The sequence below is a fragment of the Pseudomonas putida genome, from assembly GCA_041879295.1.
GTDB lineage: Bacteria > Pseudomonadota > Gammaproteobacteria > Pseudomonadales > Pseudomonadaceae > Aquipseudomonas > Aquipseudomonas putida_Y.
Map to the genome: position 1 here is coordinate 4,684,638 of CP047152.1, position 23,897 is coordinate 4,708,534.

At 62.7% G+C, this 23,897-nt stretch carries 20 protein-coding genes; 4 read left to right on the forward strand and 16 right to left on the reverse strand.

Annotated elements, in window-relative coordinates:
* Positions 1–153: 153 nt before the first annotated feature.
* The 3 genes from GST84_21440 to GST84_21450 form a co-directional block, all read right to left on the reverse strand.
* Positions 154–1,398, reverse strand: a complete 1,245-nt coding sequence (locus GST84_21440) for an MFS transporter (protein XGB14763.1) — start codon at positions 1,396–1,398, stop codon at positions 154–156.
* A 129-nt stretch (positions 1,399–1,527) separates the two neighbouring features.
* Positions 1,528–2,370: a mechanosensitive ion channel gene (locus GST84_21445; GenBank protein XGB14764.1), complete on the reverse strand. Its 843-nt coding sequence runs from the start codon at positions 2,368–2,370 to the stop codon at positions 1,528–1,530.
* Positions 2,371–2,485: 115 nt separating this feature from the next.
* Complete coding sequence (locus GST84_21450; GenBank protein ID XGB14765.1) at positions 2,486–2,971, reverse strand: YajQ family cyclic di-GMP-binding protein; 486 nt, start codon at positions 2,969–2,971, stop codon at positions 2,486–2,488.
* A 100-nt stretch (positions 2,972–3,071) separates the two neighbouring features.
* On the opposite strand from GST84_21450, the gene GST84_21455 reads away from it, so the two are divergent.
* The 3 genes from GST84_21455 to GST84_21465 are packed head-to-tail and all read left to right on the forward strand — an operon-like array spanning position 3,072 to position 6,625.
* Positions 3,072–3,989, forward strand: coding sequence for a putative 2-dehydropantoate 2-reductase (locus tag GST84_21455; protein XGB14766.1), 918 nt, complete (start codon positions 3,072–3,074; stop codon positions 3,987–3,989).
* 37 nt (positions 3,990–4,026) lie between these two features.
* Positions 4,027–6,057, forward strand: coding sequence for a PAS domain-containing protein (locus GST84_21460; GenBank protein XGB15816.1), 2,031 nt, complete (start codon positions 4,027–4,029; stop codon positions 6,055–6,057).
* Position 6,058: 1 nt separating this feature from the next.
* Positions 6,059–6,625: a cob(I)yrinic acid a,c-diamide adenosyltransferase gene (locus tag GST84_21465; protein ID XGB14767.1), complete on the forward strand. Its 567-nt coding sequence runs from the start codon at positions 6,059–6,061 to the stop codon at positions 6,623–6,625.
* A 78-nt stretch (positions 6,626–6,703) separates the two neighbouring features.
* Here GST84_21465 and GST84_21470 read toward each other — a convergent pair whose 3' ends face one another.
* The 4 genes from GST84_21470 to secA form a co-directional block, all read right to left on the reverse strand.
* Positions 6,704–7,648 carry a Nudix family hydrolase gene (locus GST84_21470; protein ID XGB14768.1) on the reverse strand — a complete coding sequence of 315 codons (945 nt, stop codon included), beginning with the start codon at positions 7,646–7,648 and terminating at the stop codon, positions 6,704–6,706.
* Positions 7,645–8,277, reverse strand: a complete 633-nt coding sequence (locus GST84_21475; protein ID XGB14769.1) for a glutathione S-transferase — start codon at positions 8,275–8,277, stop codon at positions 7,645–7,647. The genes GST84_21470 and GST84_21475 overlap by 4 nt, the downstream gene beginning before the upstream one ends.
* A gap of 155 nt (positions 8,278–8,432) precedes the next feature.
* Positions 8,433–9,650 (reverse strand): bifunctional glutamate N-acetyltransferase/amino-acid acetyltransferase ArgJ, encoded by a 1,218-nt coding sequence (gene argJ / locus GST84_21480; GenBank protein ID XGB14770.1) that lies wholly within the window; start codon positions 9,648–9,650, stop codon positions 8,433–8,435.
* A gap of 182 nt (positions 9,651–9,832) precedes the next feature.
* A complete protein-coding gene (gene secA / locus GST84_21485) occupies positions 9,833–12,568 on the reverse strand; it encodes a preprotein translocase subunit SecA (protein ID XGB14771.1) in 2,736 nt (911 codons plus the stop codon).
* 372 nt (positions 12,569–12,940) lie between these two features.
* Between secA and GST84_21490 the strand changes: the two genes are divergently transcribed.
* Positions 12,941–13,396: a DUF721 domain-containing protein gene (locus GST84_21490; GenBank protein XGB14772.1), complete on the forward strand. Its 456-nt coding sequence runs from the start codon at positions 12,941–12,943 to the stop codon at positions 13,394–13,396.
* Between the two features lie 47 nt (positions 13,397–13,443).
* Here GST84_21490 and GST84_21495 read toward each other — a convergent pair whose 3' ends face one another.
* The 9 genes from GST84_21495 to GST84_21535 form a co-directional block, all read right to left on the reverse strand.
* Positions 13,444–14,355, reverse strand: a complete 912-nt coding sequence (locus GST84_21495) for a UDP-3-O-acyl-N-acetylglucosamine deacetylase (protein ID XGB14773.1) — start codon at positions 14,353–14,355, stop codon at positions 13,444–13,446.
* Positions 14,356–14,467: 112 nt separating this feature from the next.
* Complete coding sequence (ftsZ, locus tag GST84_21500) at positions 14,468–15,664, reverse strand: cell division protein FtsZ (protein XGB14774.1); 1,197 nt, start codon at positions 15,662–15,664, stop codon at positions 14,468–14,470.
* 55 nt (positions 15,665–15,719) lie between these two features.
* Positions 15,720–16,982, reverse strand: a complete 1,263-nt coding sequence (gene ftsA, locus GST84_21505) for a cell division protein FtsA (GenBank protein ID XGB14775.1) — start codon at positions 16,980–16,982, stop codon at positions 15,720–15,722.
* A 14-nt stretch (positions 16,983–16,996) separates the two neighbouring features.
* On the reverse strand, positions 16,997–17,866 hold the full coding sequence (locus GST84_21510; protein ID XGB14776.1) for an FtsQ-type POTRA domain-containing protein: 870 nt from the start codon (positions 17,864–17,866) through the stop codon (positions 16,997–16,999).
* Positions 17,867–17,871: 5 nt separating this feature from the next.
* A complete protein-coding gene (locus tag GST84_21515; GenBank protein XGB14777.1) occupies positions 17,872–18,828 on the reverse strand; it encodes a D-alanine--D-alanine ligase in 957 nt (318 codons plus the stop codon).
* A complete protein-coding gene (murC, locus tag GST84_21520) occupies positions 18,825–20,273 on the reverse strand; it encodes a UDP-N-acetylmuramate--L-alanine ligase (GenBank protein ID XGB14778.1) in 1,449 nt (482 codons plus the stop codon). The genes GST84_21515 and murC overlap by 4 nt, the downstream gene beginning before the upstream one ends.
* Positions 20,266–21,345 (reverse strand): undecaprenyldiphospho-muramoylpentapeptide beta-N-acetylglucosaminyltransferase, encoded by a 1,080-nt coding sequence (gene murG, locus GST84_21525; protein ID XGB14779.1) that lies wholly within the window; start codon positions 21,343–21,345, stop codon positions 20,266–20,268. Before murG ends, murC begins: the two co-directional genes overlap by 8 nt.
* Complete coding sequence (gene ftsW / locus GST84_21530; protein XGB14780.1) at positions 21,335–22,549, reverse strand: putative lipid II flippase FtsW; 1,215 nt, start codon at positions 22,547–22,549, stop codon at positions 21,335–21,337. The genes murG and ftsW overlap by 11 nt, the downstream gene beginning before the upstream one ends.
* Positions 22,546–23,892, reverse strand: a complete 1,347-nt coding sequence (locus GST84_21535; protein XGB14781.1) for a UDP-N-acetylmuramoyl-L-alanine--D-glutamate ligase — start codon at positions 23,890–23,892, stop codon at positions 22,546–22,548. The genes ftsW and GST84_21535 overlap by 4 nt, the downstream gene beginning before the upstream one ends.
* Positions 23,893–23,897 lie beyond the last annotated feature (5 nt).

A 23,897-nucleotide genomic window follows, 5' to 3' on the forward strand; every position in this document is an offset into this window, starting at 1 on the left:
GGCCGGGCCGCGTTGCCTTGTAAGAGCGGGTTTACCCGCGCAGAGGCCGGGCCGCGTCGCCTTGTAGGAACGGGTTTACCCGCGAAGAGGCCGGGCCGCGTTGCCTTGTAGGAGCGGGTTTACCCGCGAAGAGGCCGGCACAGGCAATACCGATTATCGAGCTACAGCCCCTTCCCCGGGCCGCCCACCCACCACAAACCACAGCGGCCACAGCGCCAACGCCCCTGCTACGCCCGCCGCCAGGGCAAAATGCAGCAAGCTGGCACCAGCGCCAATCATCGCCAGCAGCGCCCCGCCGAGCCCAAGCAAGGCAATGGTGATCATCCCCAGCATGGCCGAAACCAGCCCCTTGCTCTGTTCACTGGAGAACAGCGTCATGCGGTACAGCACCGCATTGGCCACGCCTAACCCCAGCGCGTACAGCGACATGCCGGCCACCACACTGGTCACGCTGGGCCAGTACCAGGTCGCCAGCACCATCAGGCACAGGCCGGCCAGGTATGGCCAGAGCGCACCACGCACCAAGGCTGGCAGCGGGTAGCGATCAGCAATACGGTTGATGATCAGGTTACCGAGGATCAACCCGCCAAACACAGGCAACTGCCACAACGCATACTCCAGGGTACTCAACCCCTCATCATGAATCAGCAGCACCGGCGACAGACCGATCCAGCCAATCAGCGGTAAACCGACCAACCCAAGGGCGGCGCTCCCTGCAACGAAGCGGCGGTTGGCCAGCAACTGGCCATAGCCCGCCAACAGTGGCAGCAGGTGAATCGGCGTGAACGCCAGCCGCGAGCCGTCACGGCGTTCCACACCCAGGGTTTCCGGCATCAGGCGATACAACAGCAGCCAGGCCTGCACTGCGCCGATGGCGAACGCCACGAACAGCCAGCGCCAGTCCAGCCATTGCAGCAGCAAGGTGCCCACCAGCGGCCCGAGCAGGGGCGACAGCAAGGCGATGTTGGCCAGCAGGGCCATCATGCGTACGGCATCAGCCTCGCTGAAAGCCTCGTTCAGGGCCGGGTAGCTGACAGTGACCACAAAACCCAGGCCAATGCCCTGCAACAGGCGCAACAGGTTGAACAGGCCGATGTCCTGGACCCAGAAAGTCGCCAGGCACGCCAAGCCAAAGAACGCGCAGCCGACCAGCAGCAGCGGGCGCCGTCCATAGCGGTCGGCCAGCGGGCCGATCAGCCATTGCAGTACCACGCCCCCCAGCAGGTAAAGGTTGAGGGCATGGGGAATGTACTCAGGGCTGGCGTCGAGGTCGCCGACCACAATCGGCATGGCCGGCATGACCGCGTCGCTGGCCAGGTAGGTCAGTAGCTCGAACAGGGCCAGCGTCAGGCCGAACAGCAAGGCGCGCAGAGGGGTGATATACAGCAGTGGTTTCATGATGGCGTATCGGGTGTGGCAGGCGGGGTCAGGCTATATGCCAGAAATGGTCGGAAATTGCTGTGAACAAGTGTAATCAGGGCAGGAAAAAAGTCGGGGCCGCTTTGCGGCCCCGGCTTTGACGCGGTCTTACTGCGTTGCAGTCTCCTGCACCACGCGAATAACCCGCTGCGGAAACGGAATGTCGATCCCTTCGGCCTTCAACCGGTCACGCGCATACTCGTTGAGCATGAACATCACGTCCCAGTAATCGGAGGTCTTGGTCCACAAGCGCAGCGATACGGTGATCGAGCTGTCGCCCAGCGTCGACACGACCGCCTGCGGTGCCGGGTCTTGCAGAACACGTGGGTCCTTTGCCAGCTCCAGCAACACATTGCGGGCAGTCTGCAGGTCGGCCTCGTAGTCAACGCCCACATCGAACACCACCTTGCGCGTCGGCTGGCGATTGGTGTTGGTAATGATGCCGTTGGACAGGCTGCCATTGGGCATGATGACTGTCTTGTTGTCAGCGGTGCGGAGCACGGTGTGGAAGATCTGGATACTGTCGACGGTGCCGGCAACGCCCTGCGCCTCGATCCAGTCACCGATACGGAACGGGCGGAACATCAGAATCAGCACACCACCGGCGAAGTTCGCCAGGCTGCCCTGCAAGGCCAGGCCGATGGCCAGGCCTGCGGCACCGATGGCTGCGACGAACGAGGTGGTCTCGATGCCGATCATCGAGGCCACGCTGACCAATAGCAGCACCTTCAGCACGATGTTCGCCAGAGAGCTGATGAAGCCCTGCAGCGCCAGGTCGGCGTTGCGCAGGCCAACCAGCTTGCCGAGGCGGGCGCTGACCTTGTTGATGATCCACCAGCCAACCGCCAGGGTCAGCAGTGCCAGCAGCACACGGCTGCCGTATTCCATGATCAAAGGGATCCACGTCTGGGATTGGCGGACGAGCTGATCGACCTCAGCGTTCAAATCCATATTCATCTCCTGATGCCGAGCGGCAAGTACACGGTAGAACAGGCCGCGCGTGTTATTACGCAACCCCGGCCCCCATGGACATCATTTGGCCATCGGGGTTCCGGGCGACCCCACATCAGTCGCGGAAGTTGTTGAACTGCAGCGGCATGTCGAATTCCTTGGTGCGCAGCAGGGCAATGGCTTCCTGCAGGTCGTCACGCTTCTTGCCGGTTACCCGTACCTGCTCACCCTGGATGGCGGCCTGTACTTTCAACTTGCCATCCTTGATGGTGGCAACGATCTTTTTCGCCAGGTCCTTGTCGATGCCTTCGCGGAACTTGGCTTCCTGTTTCTTTTCCTTGCCGGAGGCGTACGGGTCCTTGGTTTCCAGGCACTTCACGTCGATCTTGCGCTTGACCAGCGCCAGGCGCAGGATCTCCAGCATCGCCTCGAGCTGGAACTCTTCCTCGGCGGTGAGCATCACGGTCTGCTCTTTGTCCTTGAACTCGAAGGTGCCTTTGCCCTTGAGGTCGTAGCGGCGGTCCAGTTCCTTGATGGCGTTGTCGACCGCGTTCTGCACTTCGTGCTTGTCCAGTTCCGATACCACGTCGAACGAAGGCATGGTTGTTCTCCCAAAATAAAAGCGCGCTCAGGCTGAAGATGGAGCGCGCTGGGTTTGAAGGTTAAAATGCGGGCTCATTATAACGGGTTGCGAAACGCATATGAGCAGCACCTGGCATATTCTCGGCGCCGGTAGCCTGGGCAGTCTGTGGGCCTGCCGCCTGGCACGCGCAGGCAAGGCTGTGCGCCTGATCCTGCGTGACGGGCAACGGTTGCAGGCTTATCAGCAGGCTGGCGGCCTGACCTTGGTCGAGCAAGAGCAAACACGGCACTACGCCATACCTGCCGAAACCGCCCAGGCGCAAGGCCCGATCCACCGCCTGCTGGTGGCCTGCAAAGCCTATGACGCAGCCCCGGCGATTGCCGGTGTAGCGCCGCGGCTGGCCGAGAGCGCGGAAGTGCTGCTGTTGCAGAATGGCCTGGGCAGCCAGGATGAAGTCGCCGACGTTGTGCCGCACGCTCGCTGCATCTTCGTCTCCAGCACCGAAGGCGCCTTCCGCGAGGGGGACTGGCAGGTGCGTTTTGCCGGCCATGGCTTCAACTGGCTGGGCGACCCACGTAACCCCATGATCCCCGCCTGGTTCGATGACCTGCACGAAGCCGGTATCCCTGCTGAATGGACAGTGGACATACTCACCCGCCTGTGGCGCAAGCTGGCGCTCAATTGCGCCATCAACCCGCTGACCGTGCTTCACGATTGCCAGAATGGCGGGCTGCTGGGGCACCTGGGTGAAGTTCAGGCCCTGTGCGTCGAGCTGGCCCGGCTGCTGCACCGTTGCGGCCAGCCGCAAGCAGCCGAGGGGCTGGACGAAGAAGTGCAGCGGGTAATCCTCGCCACCGCAGGCAACTATTCTTCCATGTACCAGGACGTGCATGCAGGACGGCGCACCGAGTTGCACTACCTGCTCGGCCATGCTTGCCGCGCGGCCACACGTCATGGCCTGCAGCTGCCGCAGCTGGAACACCTGCTGCAGCGCTTGGTCGAAAACCTGCGCGTGCGTGGTTTGCCCTGCGACTGACGCGGCCCTTCAACCGGATACGGACATTGCCTTGCCCATGACCTTGCGCCAACGCCTGGAAAACCTCCCGGTCGGGCAGAAGCTACTGGCGGCCCTGCTGGTACTGCTGGTGACCATCTTGCTGGTGGCCAACCTCACCTTCATCAGCGCCGCCTACTGGATTACCCAGGAAAGCATGGCGCCGCAGGCGTTGCAGACCATCGGCCGGCTGGTGGCCAATCCACAGCTTGCAGCCCGCGCCGGCGACACCCCGGACACCGCCCGTGCCCTGCTCAAGGAACTGGACAATTACACACCGCTGCGTGCCGCCGCCGTCTACGGTGGCGATGGGCAGATGCTGGCGCAGTTGCAGCATGGTGAGCCGCTGGCCCTGCCCAAGCGTTTTCGAAACATCGACGGCTGGCGCCTGATGGAGTTTCGCAGCACTCAGTTGATCCGCATCCCCCGCGATGCCAACCCACCGGCACACTTGCTGCTGGTAGCCAGCAGCGAACTGCCCATGGCCTTCTACACCGGCACACTCAGCGCCAGCCTGGGTATCCTGGTATTCAGTGTCCTGCTATGGATCGTCATCGCCCGGCAGATCAAGCGCCTGATCACACAACCGATCAACCAGCTTGAGGAACTCAGCCGCCAGGTTACCCGTGAAGAGAGCTACGCCTTGCGCGCCCAGCGCGGCAACGACGATGAAATCGGCAGCCTGGCCGAGGCCTTCAACACCATGCTGTCGCGCATCGAGGCCCGCGAGCAGCAGCTCAAGAGCGCCCGCGATGAATTCCAGAGCGCCTACGACCAGGCTCAGGGCCTTGCTGAGGAAACCCGCCACACCAACCGCAAGCTGGAACTGGAAGTGCAGGTACGCAGCAAGATCGAGAAAAAACTCACCGGTTTCCAGAACTACCTCAACAGCATCATCGACTCGATGCCCTCGGCGCTGATTGCCCTCGACGAACAGCTTTACGTGACCCAATGGAACCACGAAGCCACGGTGCTTTCCGGCACGCCACTGGACGAGGCACTTAACCAGCCCGTGTTCATTGCTTTCGAACCGCTGAAGCCGTTCCTCCCGCAGCTGAAGGAGACCGTGGAAAAACATCGAGTGGCGAAGATCGAGCGGGTAACCTGGCCCAAGGGCGACGACCTACGCCACTACGCCCTGACCTTCTACCCACTGACCGGCGGCGGTGGGCGCGGCGTGGTCATTCGTATCGACGACATCACCCAGCGTCTGTCATTGGAAGAGATGATGGTGCAGTCGGAAAAAATGCTCTCGGTCGGTGGCCTGGCTGCCGGCATGGCGCATGAAATCAACAACCCGCTGGGCGCTATCCTGCACAACGTGCAGAACATTCGCCGGCGCCTGTCGTCCGACCTGCCGCGCAACCAGGAACAGGCCGAAGAGCTGGGCATCGACCTGGCCACGATCAACCGCTATCTGGACAGCCGCGAGGTGCCGCAACTGCTCGACGGCATTCAGCAGGCCGGAGCCCGGGCGGCGAAGATCGTCACCCACATGCTCAGCTTCAGCCGCCGCAGCGACCGCCAACTGGTGCCATGTGAGCTGCCGGCACTGATCGATCAGGCCCTTGAAATTGCCGGCAATGACTTCGACCTGGCCATCGGCTTCGACTTCAAGGGTCAAGCCATCGTGCGCCAGTTCGACCCCAACCTGGGGCCGGTGCCCTGCACCGCCAACGAGCTGGAACAAGTACTGCTCAACTTGCTGAAGAATGCGGCCCAAGCCATCCACCAGCGCCCGCAACCCAGCGAGCCCGGGCGCATCACACTGCGCACCCGGCTGAACCCGCCGTGGGCGGAAATCCAGGTCGAGGACAATGGCGTCGGCATGCCCGAGGCAGTGCGCAAGCGCACCTTCGAGCCGTTCTTCACCACCAAGGAAATCGGCCAGGGCACCGGGCTGGGCCTGTCAGTCTCGTACTTCATCATCACCAACAACCACAAGGGGCAGATGGAAGTGCAATCCACGCCAGGCCAAGGCACCTGCTTTACCCTGCGCCTGCCCCTCAGCCAGCCGGCAGCGGCGGTGCCGGCCAGAACGGAGCAATGACATGGGCTACCGCCTTTCGAAGATCTATACCCGCACCGGCGACAAAGGCGAAACCGGCCTCGGCGACGGCCGTCGGGTGCCCAAGGACCACCCGCGGATCGAAGCGATTGGCGAGGTGGACAGCCTGAACAGCCAGTTGGGGTTGCTGCTGGCGGGGCTTGCCGAGCACGGGCTGAATGAAGTGACCGAGGTGCTGGCGCCGTGTCAGCACCGCTTGTTCGACCTGGGTGGCGAGCTGGCGATGCCCAGTTACCAGGCGTTGAACCTGGCGGAAGTGGAACGCCTGGAGGCGGCCATCGATGTGTGGAACGAAGAGCTGGGGCCGCTGAAGAACTTCATTCTGCCCAGTGGTTCGGCGCTGGTGGCGCAGGCGCATGTGTGCCGCAGCCTGGCGCGCAGTGCAGAGCGCCGGTGCCAGCAGTTGAATGCCATGGAGCCGCTGGAAGGCGTTGGGATGACATATATCAACCGGCTTTCCGATCTATTGTTCGTGGCGGCGCGGATCATCGGGCGGCGCCAAGGGGTGGCTGAGGTTTTGTGGCAGCCCGCCGAGAAACCCCAAGGCTGATACTTCTGGGGCTGCTTTGCAGCCCATTCGCGGGCTTGCCCGCGAATGGGCCCCGCAGCGGCCCCTGTTACAGGGGACTCAAACCTCGGGCCAGAACGCCCGGATGCCGGCCACACCCTGTGCACCCGCTTCCCAAGCCTGCTCGCGCTCACTCGGCCCTACCCCACCCAGCAGATACACCGGTTTGTTGAACCCGGCAATCACGCGCTGCGCCTCATCCCAGCCCAGCGGCACCGCATCCGGATGAGTCTGGGTTGCCTGCACTGGCGACAGGGTGACAAAGTCCACGCCCATCTGCTCAGCCAGCGCCAGCTCCTCGGCACTGTGGCAGGACGCGGCCAACCAGCGTTCCTTGGGGAACGGCCGGCCCCTGGCAGCGTACTTGCGCAGTTGCGCGGCCGTCAGGTGCCAACCTGCCGCTGGGAAATCACCCAGCCATTCCAGTGGCCCTTTAAGCATCAACTGCGCCTTGCCCGCACACAGCCCGACCGCATCCACCGCCACGTCGCGGTACTTGGGGTCGTACATGTCCGGAGCACGCAACTGGATAAGGCGAATGCCGTTGGCCACCGCCTTCTGGATGCCCTTGAGCAGCTGCGGCACCTCCAGGCCATCCGGGGTGATCAGGTACTGGTCCGGCAGGCGCGCAGCGGCGACGATCGGCTTGTTGGCCTCGGGGAATTCGTACTGCGGCAAATCGCGCGGGGCAACCCACTCCAGCGGCTGGCCTTCGGCACCATGGGGTTCGCCAGTGAACGCTTCGACCTCGCGCACATCCAGCAGCACCTGCTTGTCCGGGTAGTCATGGCTGACCTTGATCAGCGCACGCGACCGGGTTACCTCAATGCCCAGCTCCTCGCGCAACTCGCGGGCAAGCGCCGCTTCGACGCTCTCGCCTTCCTCCACCTTGCCACCGGGAAACTCCCACAAGCCGCCCTGGTGCTGGGTATCGGCACGACGTGCGATCAGAATACGGCCATCAGCACCGCGAATGACGGCCGCTACTACATGAATCCGTTTCACGCTTCACGCTCCTCCAGGCCTGCCTGTTGCCATGCCTGGAAGGCTGGCCACTGATAAATGGTCTCGATGTAGGCTGCCGCCTCAGCGGGGACTTCTACGCGGTAGGTGCGCAGGCGCACGGCCACCGGGGCAAAGAAGGCATCGGCCAGGCTTGCCTTGCCGAACAGGAACGGGCCGCTGTCCTTGGCCACCAGACGGCATTCGGACCACAGCGCAACGATACGGTCGATGTCGATTTGCACGTCCAGCGGCACGTTGTCCAGCGCCTGGTCGCGCGACAAGTCGAACGGCATGGCGCCGCGCAGGGCAAAAAAGCCGCTATGCATCTGCGCACAGGCCGAACGGGCCTGGGCTCGCGCCGCCACATCGGCAGGCCACATCTGGGCTTCGGGGTGGCGTTCGTTGAGGTATTCGGCAATGGCCAGCGAGTCCGCGATCACACCGTGCTCGGTCTTGAGCAGCGGTACCTTGCCGGTGGAGGAGAAAGCGAGGATGCGCTGGCGGGTATCAGGCTGGTTCAGCTTGATCAGGGTTTCTTCGTAGGGCATGCCAGCCAGCTCGAGGGCCAAGGCGCCACGCAGCGACCAGGAGGAGTACAGCTTGTCGCCGATGATCAGGTGATAGCTCATGGTTCGGCTCCATCAGGTTTGTATTGCAAAACCCGCAGGCCGCTGCGCGGCCTTTCGCGGGCAAGCCCGCTCCTACAGGGACCGCACCGCTCCTGCAGGCATTGCAACACCTGTGGGAGCGGGCGTGCCCGCGAAGAGGCTTTCGGATCAGTAGATCAGGTACGGTACTCGGCGTTGATCTTCACGTACTCGTGGGACAGGTCGGTCGTCCAGATGGTTTCGCTGCACTGGCCACGGCCCAGCTCGATACGGATGGTGATCTCTTCCTGGGCCATCACTGCCGAACCCTGCGCCTCGGTATAGCTCGGGCTGCGGCCGCCTTGGCTCGCAATGCAAACGTTGTCCAGGTAAACGTCGATCAGGCTCACATCCAGTTCCGGCACACCGGCACGGCCAACCGCGGCGAGGATGCGGCCCCAGTTCGGGTCGGAGGCGAACAGCGCGGTCTTGATCAGCGGCGAGTGGGCCACGGCGTAACCGACGTCCAGGCACTCCTGGTGGTTGCCACCACCGTTGACCTGCACTGTCACGAACTTGGTCGCGCCTTCGCCGTCACGGACGATGGCCTGGGCCACTTCCATGCACACCTCGAACACGGCCTTTTTCAGCGCTTCGAAGAGCGCGCCGCTGGCTTCGGTCACTTCCGGCAGGTCGGCCTTGCCGGTAGCGATCAGCATGCAGCAATCGTTGGTCGAGGTGTCACCATCGATAGTGATGCGATTGAACGACTTGTTGGCGCCGTCGAGCATCAGGTCCTTGAGTACCTTTGGCGCCACCTTGGCGTCGGTGGCGATGTAACCCAGCATGGTCGCCATGTTCGGGCGGATCATGCCTGCCCCCTTGCTGATGCCGGTGACGGTAACGGTCACGCCATCGTGCTGGAACTGGCGGCTGGCCCCCTTGGGCAGGGTGTCGGTGGTCATGATGCCGGTAGCGGCCTCAGCCCAGTTGTTTTCCGACAGGTTGTCGAGCGCCGCCTGCAGCGCGCCTTCGATCTTCTCGACCGGCAGCGGCTCACCGATCACGCCGGTGGAAAACGGCAGTACCGACTCGGCCGGTACGCCAGCCAGTTCGGCCAGCTTGGCGCAGGTACGCTCGGCGGCGGCCAGGCCCGGCGCGCCGGTGCCGGCGTTGGCGTTACCTGTGTTGGTCAGCAGGTAGCGCACGGTGCCCTGTACACGCTGCTTGGACAGGATCACCGGCGCGGCGCAGAAGGCGTTGAGGGTGAACACACCCGCCACGCTGGAGCCTTCGGCACAGCGCATGACCACCACATCCTTGCGCCCCGGGCGCTTGATACCGGCAGAAGCGATACCGAGTTCAAAACCCGGAACCGGGTGCAGGGTGGGCAAAGGACCAAGACCAACAGCCATTAGAGCGCTCCTAGAAAAAACGATGATTTCGAAAAAGGGGCCGCTTCGCGCCCCATCGCGACACAAGGCCGCTCCCACAAGGATCGCGCCCGTTGATGGACGAGCGCGGTACCTGTGGGAGCGGCCTTGTGTCGCGAAAGGGCCGCAAAGCGGCCCCAGGCTTGTACAACGTACGGTTCAGATCACTCGATCTGACCATGGCAATGCTTGAACTTCTTGCCCGAGCCGCACCAGCACGGCTCGTTGCGGCCCAGCTTCTGGTCATTGCGTACTGGCGCCGAGGCTACCGCTACTTCGGCCCCCTCCTCGCTCAGTTGCTCACTTTCCAGGCCCGATACAGCGGCGTGCTGGAATTGCATGCGGCTAGCCAGCTCTTCGGCCTCGCGGCGCAGGCGGGCTTCTTCTTCGGCTGGGTCTTCGCGGCGAACCTGTACGTGCGACAGCACACGGATGGTGTCGCGCTTGATCGACTCCAGCAGTTCCTGGAACAGGCTGAACGACTCGCGCTTGTACTCCTGCTTCGGGTTCTTCTGCGCATAACCACGCAGGTGAATACCGTGACGCAGGTGGTCCATGGTCGACAGGTGGTCTTTCCACAGGTCGTCCAGCACGCGCAGCAGAATCTGCTTCTCGAAGGTTCGCAGGGCTTCGAGACCAGCCTGGTCTTCCTTCTCGGTGTAGGCAGCGGTGATCTCGCTCAGCAGCTTCTCGCGCAAGGTCTCTTCGTAGAGGTGATCGTCCTCGTCGAGCCATTGCTGGATTGGCAACTTGATGGCGAAATCGCTGGCCAGCGAAGCCTCCAGGCCGGCAACGTCCCACTGCTCTGGCAGCGACTGCGGCGGAATGTGCTGGCTGATGGTAGCGTCCAGTACTTCCTTGCGGAATTCGACGATGGTGTCACCAATGTTCTCGGCGGCCAGCAAGCTGTTGCGCATGTGGTAGATCACCTTGCGCTGTTCGTTGGCGACGTCGTCATATTCGAGCAATTGCTTACGAATGTCGAAGTTGCGGCCTTCGACCTTGCGTTGGGCTTTCTCGATAGCGTTGGTGACCATGCGGTGCTCGATGGCCTCGCCCGACTGCATGCCCAGTGCCTTCATGAAGTTCTTCACCCGGTCAGAGGCGAAGATGCGCATCAGGCTGTCTTCCAGCGACAGGTAGAAGCGGCTGGAGCCCGGGTCGCCCTGACGACCGGAGCGGCCACGCAGCTGGTTGTCGATACGGCGCGATTCGTGGCGCTCGGAAGCGATTACATGCAGGCCACCCGTTTCGATCACTTGCTGGTGACGCTTCTGCCAGTCGGCCTTGATCTGGGCGATCTGCTCGGCGGTCGGGTTTTCCAGGGCAGCCACTTCGGCTTCCCAGTTACCGCCCAGCAGGATATCGGTACCACGGCCAGCCATGTTGGTGGCGATGGTCAGTGCACCGGGCGCGCCTGCCTGCGCAATAATCTCGGCTTCCTTCTCGTGATACTTGGCGTTGAGCACCTTGTGGTCGATACCTTCCTTTTTCAGGAGGTTGGACATGTGCTCGGAAGTTTCAATGGTCGCGGTACCCACCAGCACCGGGCGGCCCAGCTTCATGCTTTCCTTGATGTCGGCGATGATCGCGGCGTATTTCTCGTCAGCGGTCAGGTACACCAGGTCGTTGTAGTCCTTACGCGCCAGTGGCTTGTTCGGCGGAATGACCATCACGTTCAGGCCGTAGATCGACTGGAACTCGAACGCTTCGGTGTCGGCGGTACCGGTCATGCCGGACAGCTTGGTGTACAGGCGGAAATAGTTCTGGAACGTGGTCGAAGCCAGGGTCTGGCTCTCGGCCTGGATGTTCAGGTTCTCTTTTGCTTCGATGGCCTGGTGCAGGCCCTCGGAGAGACGACGACCTGGCATGGTACGGCCGGTGTGTTCGTCAATCAGCAGGACCTGGCCGTCCTGAACGATGTACTCGACGTTGCGGTGGAACAACTTGTGTGCACGAAGACCGGCGTAGACGTGTGTCAGCAAGCCCAGGTTGTGCGCGGAGTACAGGCTCTCGCCTTCGGCGAGCAGGCCCGCCTGGGCCAGCATCTCTTCGATGAACTGGTGGCCGGCTTCGTTCAGTTCCACCTGGCGACTCTTCTCGTCGATGGTGAAGTGGCCTTCCTGGGTGACCTGGCCTTCGACCTCTTCGATGTGCTGGGTGAGGCGCGGGATCAGGCGGTTGATCTCGATGTACAGCTTGGAGCTGTCCTCGGCCTGACCGGAAATGATCAGCGGGGTACGCGCTTCGTCGATGAGGATGGAGTCGACTTCGTCGATCACGGCGAAGTTCAGTTCACGCTGGAACTTCTCGTCCTGGCTGAACGCCATGTTGTCGCGCAGGTAGTCGAAACCGAATTCGTTGTTGGTGCCGTAGGTGATGTCGGCGGCATAGGCGGCGCGCTTTTCTTCCGGCGGCTGGAAGGCCGAGACGATACCGACCGACAGACCGAGGAATTCGTACAGCGGGCGCATCCAGTTGGCGTCACGGCGCGCCAGATAGTCGTTGACGGTGACCACGTGCACGCCCTTGCCGGACAATGCATTGAGGTAAACGGCCAGGGTACCGACCAAGGTCTTGCCTTCACCGGTGCGCATTTCTGCGATCATACCCTCGTGCAGGGTCATGCCGCCGATCAACTGCACATCGAAATGGCGCATGCCCATTACGCGCTTACCGGCCTCTCGGGCCACGGCGAAGGCTTCGGGCAGCAATTGGTCCAGTGTCTCGCCTTTGGCCAGGCGCTCCTTGAACTCTACGGTCTTGCCCCGCAGTTGCTCGTCGGAGAGGGCCACCATCTTCTCTTCGAAGGCATTGACGATACTCACCGTCTTGAGCATGCGTTTGACTTCACGCTCGTTCTTGCTTCCAAAAAGTTTTTTTAACAAAGGCGCAAACATATCGGCAGGATCTTCCACACGTAGGGATGGAGGGCGGCCCCATGAGTCGCCCGTGCAGCCCATAGGCCGCATGCGAACGAGCATTCTACCCGGAAACGATGGTGAGGAAAGTGGTGGTTTTCCACGATGCTGATACAGCGTTTTGGCAGGGGCCTGTTTTAGATAGGGGCATTTTCACTGAGTTCAAGGCTTGGCAACATGAAAGCTATCGAGAACCAGTCTTGTCTTTGGCTGCCTGTGCCGGCCTCTTCGCGGGTGAACCCGCTCCTACAAGATATCGATAACCCTGGTAGGAGCGGGTTCACCCGCGAAGAGGCCGGCACAGGCAACGGAGATGTTAGACTGTGCCCACGTCACCTCACGCGTACCCCCATGGCCTATAAACCTTCCCCCGCCCAGCCGCCCTCCGCCCTGTTGCGCCAGGTGCGCCCGCTGCGCCTGCTGCTGAACCAGGCCGAGCGCCTGGAGCATTTGCAGCGCCTGCTGGAAAGCCAGTTGCAACCGGCCGCCCGCGAGCACTGCCATGTGGCGTCCTGGCGCGATGGCACTTTGTTGCTGGTGGTAACCGACGGCCATTGGGCAACCCGCCTGCGCTACCAGCAGAAGCGTTTGCTGGCGGCACTGCAGGCCATGGAAGCATTCGGCAACCTCAGGCGCATCCTGTACAAAGTGCAGCCGCCGCTGGTGCCGGCCAAGCGTGGTGGGCATGCTGCCGAGCTTTCGAACAGCGCGGCCGAGAGCCTGCGCGACACCGCCGAGGGCATTACCGACCCCAAACTGCGCGCAGCACTGGAACGCTTGGCCGCCCACGCTCAGGACAAGCCATAAAAAAGGCCACCCGAAGGTGGCCTTAATGAACTAGAGAGTGTTCGAACTTACACGGCCGCAACAGGGCGCATGTACGAGATCGGTGCCGTACTGGCATCTTCGAAAGTGACCACTTCCCAGGCATCGGTTTCAGCAATCAGCTTGCGCAACAGCTGGTTGTTCAGCGCGTGGCCGGACTTGAAGCCCTTGAACTCGCCGATCAAGCTGTTGCCCAGCAGGTACAGATCGCCGATGGCGTCGAGGATCTTGTGCTTGACGAATTCGTCTTCGTAACGAAGGCCGTCTTCGTTGAGCACGCCGTCCTCATCGACCACGATGGCGTTCTCGACACTGCCACCCAACGCAAGGTTGTGCTTGCGCAGGTACTCGATGTCACGCATGAAGCCAAAAGTACGCGCGCGGCTGACTTCCTTCACGAACGAGGTGCTGGAAAAGTCGACGCTGGCGCTCTGGGTCCGGTTGCGAAGCACCGGGTGATCGAAATCGATCTCGAAGCTCACCTTGAAACCTTCGAAAGGCAGGAACGTGGCGCGCTTGTCGCCCTCTTCCACGGTTACCTCACGCAGGATGCGGATGAACTTCTTGGCTGCGTCCTGTTCTTCCAGGCCGGCAGACTGAATCAGGAATACAAAAGGACCGGCGCTGCCATCCATGATCGGCACTTCCGAGGCGGAGAGCTCGACGTAGGCGTTATCGATGCCCAGGCCCGCCATGGCGGAGAGCAGGTGCTCGACCGTATCGACCTTGACGTCACCGTTGACCAACGTCGTCGACATGGTTGTCTCGCCGACGTTGGCCGCACGCGCAGGGATTTCGACCACAGGGTCGAGGTCGGCGCGGCGGAAGACGATGCCGGTGTCAACAGGTGCAGGCTTGAGGGTCAGGTAAACCTTCTCCCCGGAGTGCAGACCGACACCTGTGGCACGGATGGTATTCTTCAGGGTGCGTTGTTTAATCATGGCATTGGCCGCTTCAGCGCAAATTGCGAACAGGTATCAACAAAGGCTGGGGATGATAACAGACCCAACCTTTGATGAATACCAATCACCTTTATACCCCTGATAAATTCCATTAATCAGCCTGACGACGCAGAAATGCCGGGATATCGAGGTAGTCCAGGTCATCCTGAGGGTTCAGTTTAGCGGCTGCGGCAGCACCTGCATGCGCCTGGTTGCGCATGACGGTCGGGCGCTCCAGGTCACGGTAGTTGACCGCTGGCTGCTCCTGGCGCACCGGCGCAGGATTGGACGCCTCGTATGCCTGCTGGGCAGTCTGCAGGGTATTGTCGACCACCTTCACAGGCTTCTCGATGCGTGCGCCCAGACCAGTGGCCACCACGGTCACGTGCAATTCGTCGCGCATGTCCGGGTCGATCACGGTGCCGACCTTGACCATCGCGTGGTCGGAGGCGAAGGCTTCGATGATGCTACCCACGTCGGAGTACTCACCCAGCGACAGGTCCGGGCCTGCGGTGATGTTCACCAGGATACCGCGGGCGCCCTGCAGGTTGACGTCTTCCAGCAGCGGGTTACGGATAGCTGCCTCGGTGGCTTCGCGCGCACGGTTCGGGCCGCTGGCGCAGCCAGTACCCATCATGGCCATGCCCATTTCACCCATCACGGTACGCACGTCGGCGAAGTCGACGTTGATCATGCCGGGGCGCTTGATGATGTCGGAGATACCGCGTACGGCACCAGCCAGTACATCGTCAGCCTTGGCGAAGGCGGACAGCAGGCTGGCATCCTTGCCCAGGATGGTCAGCAGCTTCTCGTTGGGGATGGTGATCAACGAGTCGACGCTTTCAGCCAGCATGCGGATGCCTTCATCGGCGATCTGCATGCGCTTGCGGCCTTCGAACGGGAACGGACGAGTCACCACTGCAACGGTGAGGATACCCATTTCCTTGGCCACTTCGGCAATGATTGGCGCAGCACCGGTACCGGTACCGCCACCCATGCCGGTGGTGATGAACACCATGTTGGTGCCCTGCAGCACTTCAGCGATGCGCTCACGGTCTTCCAGCGCGGCCTGACGGCCGACCTCCGGATTGGCACCGGCACCCAGGCCCTTGGTCACGCCAGTGCCCAATTGCAGGATGGTGCGCGCGCCAATGTTTTTCAGCGCCTGGGCATCGGTGTTGGCGCAGATGAATTCCACGCCTTCGATGCTGCTCTTGACCATGTGATTGACGGCGTTGCCGCCACCACCACCAACGCCGATCACCTTGATGACCGGGCTTTGCGGGACGTTGTCTACGAGCTCGAACATTTTCCCTCTCCTTACAGTTCTCTAGTTGTTGCGCCTACCACTACTGCTTTGAAACTTAGAAGTTGCCCTGGACCCACTTCTTGAAGCGTTCAAGCACTGGGGCCTTCGGTTCATCGCCATAGCTGTTGCTGCTGCTGTTGCTGTTACCGGTCAGGGCCAAGTCCTCGGACTGCTTGAGCAGGCCGTAGGTGAGCAAGCCCACACCAGTGGAATAGATCGGGTTGCGCACCACGTCGCTCAGCCCCCGAACGCTGTGCGGCACGCCCAGGCGTACCGGCATGTGGAAGATTTCCTCGGCCAGTTCCACGGCACCTTCCATCTTCGCGGTGCCACCGGTGAGGACGATGCCGGCGGGCACCAGGTCTTCGTAGCCGCTGCGGCGCAGTTCGGCCTGGATCAGGGTGAAGAGCTCGTCGTAACGTGGCTCCACCACCTCGGCCAGGGCCTGGCGCGACAGCTCGCGCGGTGGGCGATCGCCCACGCTCGGCACCTTGATGGTCTCGCCCGCGCCAGCCAGTTTGGCCAGGGCACAGGCGTAGCGGATCTTGATTTCTTCGGCGTACTGGGTCGGGGTACGCAGGGCCATGGCGATGTCGTTGGTCACCTGGTCGCCAGCAATCGGGATGACCGCCGTGTGGCGGATGGCGCCCTCGGTGAAGATGGCGATGTCGGTGGTGCCACCACCGATGTCCACCAGGCACACGCCCAGCTCTTTTTCATCATCGGTCAGTACCGAGTAGGCCGAAGCCAGCTGTTCGAGGATGATGTCGTCGATTTCCAGGCCGCAGCGGCGCACACACTTCTCGATGTTCTGGGCGGCGTTGACTGCGCAAGTGACCACGTGAACCTTGGCTTCCAGGCGCACGCCAGACATGCCCAGCGGCTCGCGCACGCCTTCCTGGTTGTCGATCACGTAGTCCTGCGGCAAGGTGTGCAGCACGCGCTGGTCCGCCGGAATCGCCACGGCCTGGGCGGCGTCGAGTACGCGCTCCAGGTCGGCCAGGCTGACCTCGCGGTCACGGATGGCGACAATGCCGTGGGAGTTCAGGCTGCGGATGTGATTACCGGCCACACCGACGAACGCCGAGTGGATACGGCAGCCGGCCATCAGTTGCGCCTCTTCCACGGCGCGCTGGATCGACTGCACGGTGGACTCGATGTTCACCACCACGCCTTTTTTCAGGCCACGGGACGGATGAGTGCCGATCCCGACGATTTCCAGGGTGCCGTCTTCGCCCACTTCGCCCACCAGCGCCACCACCTTGGAGGTGCCAATGTCCAGCCCGACGATCATTTTGCCGCTATGCGCGTTTGCCATGGTCCTGTCTCTCTCTAATTCTTCGCAACGGCGGGTTGGGCCGTCGTCGGTGCAATCGGTTCCCGCCAACCAACGGCAAGTCCGTTGGAATAACGCAGATCAATGCGGGCGATAGTGGTGATCTGGTCTTTGAGTGTCTTGTCGTAAATGGCAATGAAACGGCGCATCTTCTCCACCAGATGATCGCGCCCCAGCAGCAACTCGATGCCTGGCCCGGCACTGCTCGCACCGGTGGTCAGGAACCAGCTGCCTCGCTCGCGCAGCTCCAGGCGAGCGATGGAAAAGCCCAGGGGGCGCAGCATCTGGCTCAATACCTGATACTGCTGCATGACTTGTTGCTGAGCACGCTGCGGCCCGGCCAGCTGCGGCAAATGCTCATAATTGGCCAGCTCGCGCGGGGCGAAAGCCTGACCCTGGTTGTTGAGCAGGGCTGCATCACCCCAGCGTGCCACCGGCAGCTGTTCTTCAAGGCGGATTACCACCTCGTCGGGCCATACCCGGCGCACTTCGGCGTGGGCGATCCACGGCATCTGCTCCAGCTCGGCCCGCATCGCCGGAAGGTCGACGCTGAAGAAGCTCGCCGCCACATAGGGCGCGATACGCTGCTGCACCGACTGCTGACTGATGTAGCTGAGGTCGCCCTGCACATCGATCTTGGTGATCGGGCGGTCGGCGTAAGGCATCAGGCGAACGGCGCCCTCGTAGGCACCAAAGCCGGCCGCCACCAGCAACACCGGCCACAGCAAGCGCTTGAGGCCGCCCAGGCTTGGCCTGGGCAGGCGCCCCGATACGGGCTCGTCGGCCACCAGCCGGCTGGCACCACGCGGCACCGGCTTGCTACGGCCGGTAACGGGTTGCTGCTGACGTATCATCGCGCCTTGCATGGTTATTAGCCTCGCGTCGCCACGCTTTCGGCCAGGATTGCCAGCACCAGTTGCTGGAAGTCCAGGCCAGCCGCGCGGGCCGCCATGGGCACCAGGCTATGATCTGTCATGCCCGGTGCAGTGTTGACTTCGAGCAGCCAGAACCGGCCCTGCTCGTCCTGCATCACGTCCAGCCGCCCCCAGCCCTCAATGCCAATGGCATTGCAGGCGCGCGCGGTCAGGTCGATCAGCTCTTGTTCCTTGACGCTATCCAGCCCGCAGGGGATGCGGTACTGGGTGTCGTTGGCGATGTACTTGGCGTCGTAGTCGTAGAACACATGCGGCGTACCCAAGGCGATCGGCGGCAGCACCTGGCCGCGCAGTACCGCGATGGTGAACTCCGGGCCGTGGATCCACTGCTCCACCAGTACCTGGGAATCGTATTTGGCGGCGTCCTGCCAGGCGGCGACCAGTTCCTGGGCGCTGTTCACCTTGGCCATGCCGATGCTAGAGCCTTCATGGGCGGGTTTGACGATAAGCGGGAAGCCCAGTTCCGTACTGGCCTGCAAACAATCGCTTTCGCTCGCCAGCACCGCGTGGCGTGGTGTGGGAATGCCCAGGCTCTGCCACACCTGCTTGGTGCGCAGCTTGTCCATCGCCAGCGCCGAAGCCAGGATGCCGCTGCCGGTGTAAGGGATGCCCAGGCACTCCAGCAAGCCTTGCATGCTCCCGTCTTCACCGCCACGGCCGTGAAGAATGATGAAGGCGCGGTCGATCTTCTCGCTTTGCAGGCGTGCGAGCAGGTCATCACCGACGTCGATGGCGACCACGTCGACGCCGGCAGTGCTCAGCGCATCTATCACTGCGGCGCCGGATTTCAGCGACACTTCACGCTCGGCGCTCTTGCCACCGTACAGCACGGCGACGCGTCCGAACGCCTTGACGTCCAGGGTCGAGTGCAGCTTGTCGTAGGCGCTGGTCATTTCGACTTCTCCTGCTTGGCGCCTGCGAACAGCGGGCTTTTCATCAACTGCGGGGCCAGGCCGCCGACATCACCGGCACCCTGGCAGATCAGGATGTCGCCAGCGCGCAGCAGTGGCTTGACCAGCGGTGCCAGCTCGGCGCCGCGCTCGATGTAGATCGGGTCCAGCTTGCCGCGCTGGCGGATGCTGTGGCACAGCTGACGGCTGTCGGCACCGGGGATCGGCTCTTCGCCGGCCGGGTAGACCTCCATCAGCAGCAGCACGTTGGCATCACCCAGCACCTGGACGAAATCGTCGTACAGGTCGCGGGTGCGGCTGTAGCGGTGCGGCTGGTAGACGATCACCAGGCGGCGGCTTGGCCAGCCACCGCGCACAGCCTTGATTACCGCCGCCACTTCGGTCGGGTGATGGCCATAGTCGTCGACCAGCATCACACTGCCGCCTTCGACCGGCAGCTCGCCGTACACCTGGAAGCGACGGCCGACACCCTGGAAGCCGGACAGGCCCTGGATGATGGCCTCGTCAGTAATGCCTTCGTCAGTGGCGATGGCAATGGTGGCCAGGGCGTTGAGCACGTTGTGGTTGCCGGGCATGTTCACCGAAACCTCCAACGGCTCGCGATCACGGCGCAGCACGGTGAAGTGGGTCTGCATGCCCTGCTGACGCACATTGATGGCGCGGATGTCGGCCTCTTCGCTGAAGCCATAGGTCACGGTCGGGCGCTTCACCTGCGGCAGGATCTCGCGAACCACCGGGTCGTCCAGGCACATCACCGCCAGGCCATAGAACGGCAGGTTGTGCAGGAACTCGACGAAGGTTTTCTTCAGCTTGTTGAAGTCACCTTCGTAGGTCGCCATGTGGTCGGCATCGATGTTGGTGACCACCGCCACCATCGGCTGCAGGTGCAGGAAGCTGGCATCGCTTTCGTCTGCTTCGGCGATCAGGTAGCGGCTGGTGCCCAGCTGCGCATTGGTACCGGCAGCGGTAAGGCGGCCACCGATGACGAAGGTCGGGTCCAGGCCACCGGCGGCGAACACCGAAGCCAGCAGGCTGGTCGTGGTGGTCTTGCCGTGAGTACCGGCAACGGCCACGCCATGGCGGTAACGCATCAGCTCGGCGAGCATCTCGGCACGCGGCACCACCGGAATGCGTCGCTCGAGGGCGGTGGCAACTTCCGGGTTGGCCGGGTTGATGGCGCTGGATACCACCAGCACATCGGCGGTGGCGGCGTTCTCGGCGCGGTGGCCGACGAAGATCTCAGCGCCGAAGGACTCCAGGCGCTCGGTAACTGGCGAGGCTTTAAGGTCCGAACCGGACACTTCATAGCCCAGGTTCAGCAACACTTCGGCAATACCGCACATACCCACGCCGCCGATGCCGACGAAGTGAATGCGGCGAATACGGCCCATCTTCGGCTGGGGCATGGCTTTCTGGCTCTCAACCATGGGCCACCTCCAGGCAGATATCGACCACGGTGCTGGTTGCAGCAGGTTTGGCCAGGCGCCGTGCGGTGCCTGCCATGACGTTGAGTTTCTCGGGTTGCATCAGCACCTCGTTCAGGCGTTCAGCGAGTTGCGCTGCGCCAGTTGTCGCTTGTGGCATCAGGAAGGCAGCGCCTTCGCGGGCCAGATATTGGGCGTTGTGGGTCTGGTGATCGTCGATCGCATGGGGCAAAGGCACCAGCATCGAAGGCAGGCCTGCTGCCGCCAGTTCGCTGACAGTCAGGGCACCGGCCCGGCACACCACCAGGTCGGCCCAGCCATAAGCCTGGGCCATATCTTTGATGAAAGGCTCTACCTGAGCCGCGACGCCCGCCTCGTGATAACGCTCGGCGGTGATCGGCGCGTGTTGCTTGCCGGCCTGGTGGAATACCTCTGGCCGCAGCGCGGCGGGCACTTCGGACAGGGCCTTAGGCAACAATTTGTTCAATGGTTCCGCACCCAGGCTGCCACCCAGTACCAACAGGCGTGCACGGCGCTCGCCCAAGGGCGCGCGTTGCTCCTCCATGAAGAGCTCCGGGCGCACCGGGTTACCGGTGGTGCGACGTTTGTCGCTGGCCTCGAAGGTGTTCGGGAAAGCTTCGCAGACCCGCGCCGAGAGTGGCACCAGCAACCGATTGGCGGTACCGGCCCTGGCGTTCTGCTCATGGATCACCAGTGGCACGCCGCACAGCCGCGCGGCCACGCCGCCGGGGCCGGTCACATAGCCGCCAAAGCCCAGGACACATACGGGCTTGAGCTGGCGAATGATGCGCCGTGCCTGCAGCACGGCCTTGACCAACGTGAACGGTGCCTTGAGCAACGACAGCTTGCCTTTGCCGCGCAAACCGCTGACCTGGATCAGATGCAGTGGCAAACCCGCCTGTGGCACCAGCTCGTTCTCAATGCCACGCGGGGTACCCAGCCAGTGCACGCTGTAACCGCGCTTCTGGAACTCACGGGCGCAGGCCAGCGCCGGGAATACGTGCCCCCCGGTACCGCCGGCCATGATCAGTACATTTTTGCCTTCAGCGGCCATGACTGGTCTCCTCGGCAAAATCGCTTTCGCTAAATTCGTGCTCCTCACTGCCCAGGTGCGTGCGGCTCTCCCACTCGATGCGCAGCAACAGCCCTACGCAGGCGCAACAGATCACCAGCGAACTCCCCCCGTAACTGAGAAACGGCAGGGTCAGGCCCTTGGTCGGCAGCAGGCCGACGTTCACACCGATGTTGATCAGGAACTGGCCAATCCACAGGAAAGCCAGGCCGAACGCCATGTAGGCGGCAAAGAACTGTTTGGCTTTCTCGGCCCACAGGCCGATGTACAGGGCGCGCACGGTAACGAACACGAACAGTGCTACGGTCACCAGCGAGCCGACCACGCCCAGTTCTTCCGCCAGTACCGAGAACACGAAGTCGGTGTGCGCTTCAGGCAGGTAGAACTGCTTCTGCACGCTGTTGCCCAGACCAACACCCAGCCACTCGCCACGGCCGAAGGCAATCAGTGCCTGGGTCAGCTGGTAGCCCGAACCGAACTGGTCGGCCCAGGGGTCGGTGAACGTAATAAGGCGCGCCATCCGGTACGGCTGCGCCTGTACCAGGACAAATACCGCCAGCACCGCCAGCGCCACCATCAGGCTGAAGCGGAACAGCCCCACCCCACCCAGAAACAACATGGCCGCCGCCGCGCCCATCATCACCACGGTGGCGCCAAAGTCCGGCTCCATCAGCAGCAAGGCGGCCATGGGCAGCAGCACGATGAACGGCTTGAAGAAGCCCATCCAGGTTTCGCGCACCTCAGTCTGTCGGCGTACCAGGTAGCCGGCCAGGTAGATGACCACGAACACCTTGGCGATTTCTGAAGGCTGCACGTTGAAGAAGCTGAAACCGATCCAGCGCATGGAGCCGTTGACTTCACGGCCGATGCCCGGCACCAGTACCAGTACCAGCAGGCCGAAGGCACCAATCAGCATCATGAAACCCATGCGCTGCCAAGTGGCGATCGGCACCAGCAGGGTCGCACCACAGGCCACCAGGCCAAGGAACACGTACACCAGGTGGCGGAACATGTGATACAGCGGGTTGCCCGACTGTACAGCAGCCACTTCCGAGGATGCCGAAGTGATCATCACCAGGCCCAGGCCCAGCAAGGCCAGGCAACCGGCGAGCATCGGGAAGTCCAGGTCGACGCCACGGCCGCTGATCAGCGGCGACGGATAGGGTTTGAAGATGCCGAAGATCATGCAAGACCTCCCGCTGCCTGGGCGAACAGGCGTCCACGCTCCTCGAAGTTCTTGAACATGTCGAGGCTGGCGCATGCAGGCGACAGCAGCACGGCATCGCCGTCCTGGGCCAGCTCGGCGCATCGCTGCACGGCATCGTCAAGGGTCTTGACCCGAACCAGCGGCACGGCATCGCCCAAGGCCTCGGCCAGGCGCTCGGCATCACGGCCAAGCAACACCACGGCGCGGCAGTAACGCTTGACCGGTTCGCGCAACGCAGTGAACTCGGCACCTTTGCCATCACCACCCGCGATTAGCACCAGCTTGCCTTCGATATCGGCGCCCAAGCCTTCAATGGCGGCCAGGGCAGCACCGACGTTGGTGGCCTTGGAGTCGTCGTACCAGTTGACGCCGTTACGCTCGCGCACCCACTGGCAACGGTGGGCCAGGCCACCAAACTCGCGCAGGGCCTCGAGCATCGGCTCGAACGGCAGACCGGCAGCATGGCCCAAGGCCAGTGCCGCCAGGGCGTTGCTCTGGTTGTGGGCGCCACGAACCTTCAGTTCACGCGCCGGCATCAGTGCCTGGAACTCGAACGCCAGGTATTTTTCACCGCCCACTTCGCGCAGGCCGAAGGCCTTGAAGTCCGGCTGGCTGAGGCCAAAGGTCCAGCATGGGCGGCCTTCCACAGGCAATGGCCGGCTGAGGGCATCCTGACGGTTCACCACCACCTGCCTGGCCCCGCGGAAGATCCGGTGCTTGGCCAGGTGGTAGGCCGGAAGGCCGCTATAGCGGTCCATGTGGTCTTCGCTGATGTTCAGAACGGTCGCCACTTCGGCGTTGAGCTGGTCAGTGGTTTCCAGCTGGAAGCTGGAAAGCTCCAGCACGTACAGCTCGATGTCATCGGCCAGCAGGTCGAGCGCCGGAGTACCGAGGTTACCGCCCACGGCCACACGTTTACCGGCCTTGGCGGCCATTTCACCGACCAGCGTTGTGACGGTGCTCTTGGCGTTGGAACCGCTGATGGCAATGATCGGCGCCTTGGCATGGCGAGCAAACAGCTCGATGTCGCCAGACAGCTTCACCCCTCGCGCGGCCGCCTGCTGCAAGGCCGGCGTGGCCAAGGCCAGACCGGGGCTCACATACAACTCGTTGGCGCGGCACAGGAAGTCCACGTCCAGCTCACCACAGCGCACTTCCACCTGCGGGTAATCACGGCGCAGGGTTTCCAGTTCCGGCGGTTGCTCGCGGGTATCGGCGACCGCAAAGGCAATGCCCCGGCTCGCCAGGAAGCGAACCAGGGACATGCCGCTCTTGCCGAGGCCGACAACGATGCGGAATTGGTCGGAAGCGATCAAAGACACGCTCA

Bases quoted from the DNA above. Each gene is read 5' to 3' on its own strand.
- GST84_21440 (XGB14763.1), bottom strand. From the start codon at position 1,398: ATGAAACCACTGCTGTATATCACCCCTCTGCGCGCCTTGCTGTTCGGC.
- GST84_21445 (XGB14764.1), bottom strand. From the start codon at position 2,370: ATGGATTTGAACGCTGAGGTCGATCAGCTCGTCCGCCAATCCCAGACG.
- GST84_21450 (XGB14765.1), bottom strand. From the start codon at position 2,971: ATGCCTTCGTTCGACGTGGTATCGGAACTGGACAAGCACGAAGTGCAG.
- GST84_21455 (XGB14766.1), top strand. From the start codon at position 3,072: ATGAGCAGCACCTGGCATATTCTCGGCGCCGGTAGCCTGGGCAGTCTG.
- GST84_21460 (XGB15816.1), top strand. From the start codon at position 4,027: ATGACCTTGCGCCAACGCCTGGAAAACCTCCCGGTCGGGCAGAAGCTA.
- GST84_21465 (XGB14767.1), top strand. From the start codon at position 6,059: ATGGGCTACCGCCTTTCGAAGATCTATACCCGCACCGGCGACAAAGGC.
- GST84_21475 (XGB14769.1), bottom strand. From the start codon at position 8,277: ATGAGCTATCACCTGATCATCGGCGACAAGCTGTACTCCTCCTGGTCG.
- argJ (XGB14770.1), bottom strand. From the start codon at position 9,650: ATGGCTGTTGGTCTTGGTCCTTTGCCCACCCTGCACCCGGTTCCGGGT.
- secA (XGB14771.1), bottom strand. From the start codon at position 12,568: ATGTTTGCGCCTTTGTTAAAAAAACTTTTTGGAAGCAAGAACGAGCGT.
- GST84_21490 (XGB14772.1), top strand. From the start codon at position 12,941: ATGGCCTATAAACCTTCCCCCGCCCAGCCGCCCTCCGCCCTGTTGCGC.
- GST84_21495 (XGB14773.1), bottom strand. From the start codon at position 14,355: ATGATTAAACAACGCACCCTGAAGAATACCATCCGTGCCACAGGTGTC.
- ftsZ (XGB14774.1), bottom strand. From the start codon at position 15,664: ATGTTCGAGCTCGTAGACAACGTCCCGCAAAGCCCGGTCATCAAGGTG.
- ftsA (XGB14775.1), bottom strand. From the start codon at position 16,982: ATGGCAAACGCGCATAGCGGCAAAATGATCGTCGGGCTGGACATTGGC.
- GST84_21510 (XGB14776.1), bottom strand. From the start codon at position 17,866: ATGCAAGGCGCGATGATACGTCAGCAGCAACCCGTTACCGGCCGTAGC.
- GST84_21515 (XGB14777.1), bottom strand. From the start codon at position 18,828: ATGACCAGCGCCTACGACAAGCTGCACTCGACCCTGGACGTCAAGGCG.
- murC (XGB14778.1), bottom strand. From the start codon at position 20,273: ATGGTTGAGAGCCAGAAAGCCATGCCCCAGCCGAAGATGGGCCGTATT.
- murG (XGB14779.1), bottom strand. From the start codon at position 21,345: ATGGCCGCTGAAGGCAAAAATGTACTGATCATGGCCGGCGGTACCGGG.
- ftsW (XGB14780.1), bottom strand. From the start codon at position 22,549: ATGATCTTCGGCATCTTCAAACCCTATCCGTCGCCGCTGATCAGCGGC.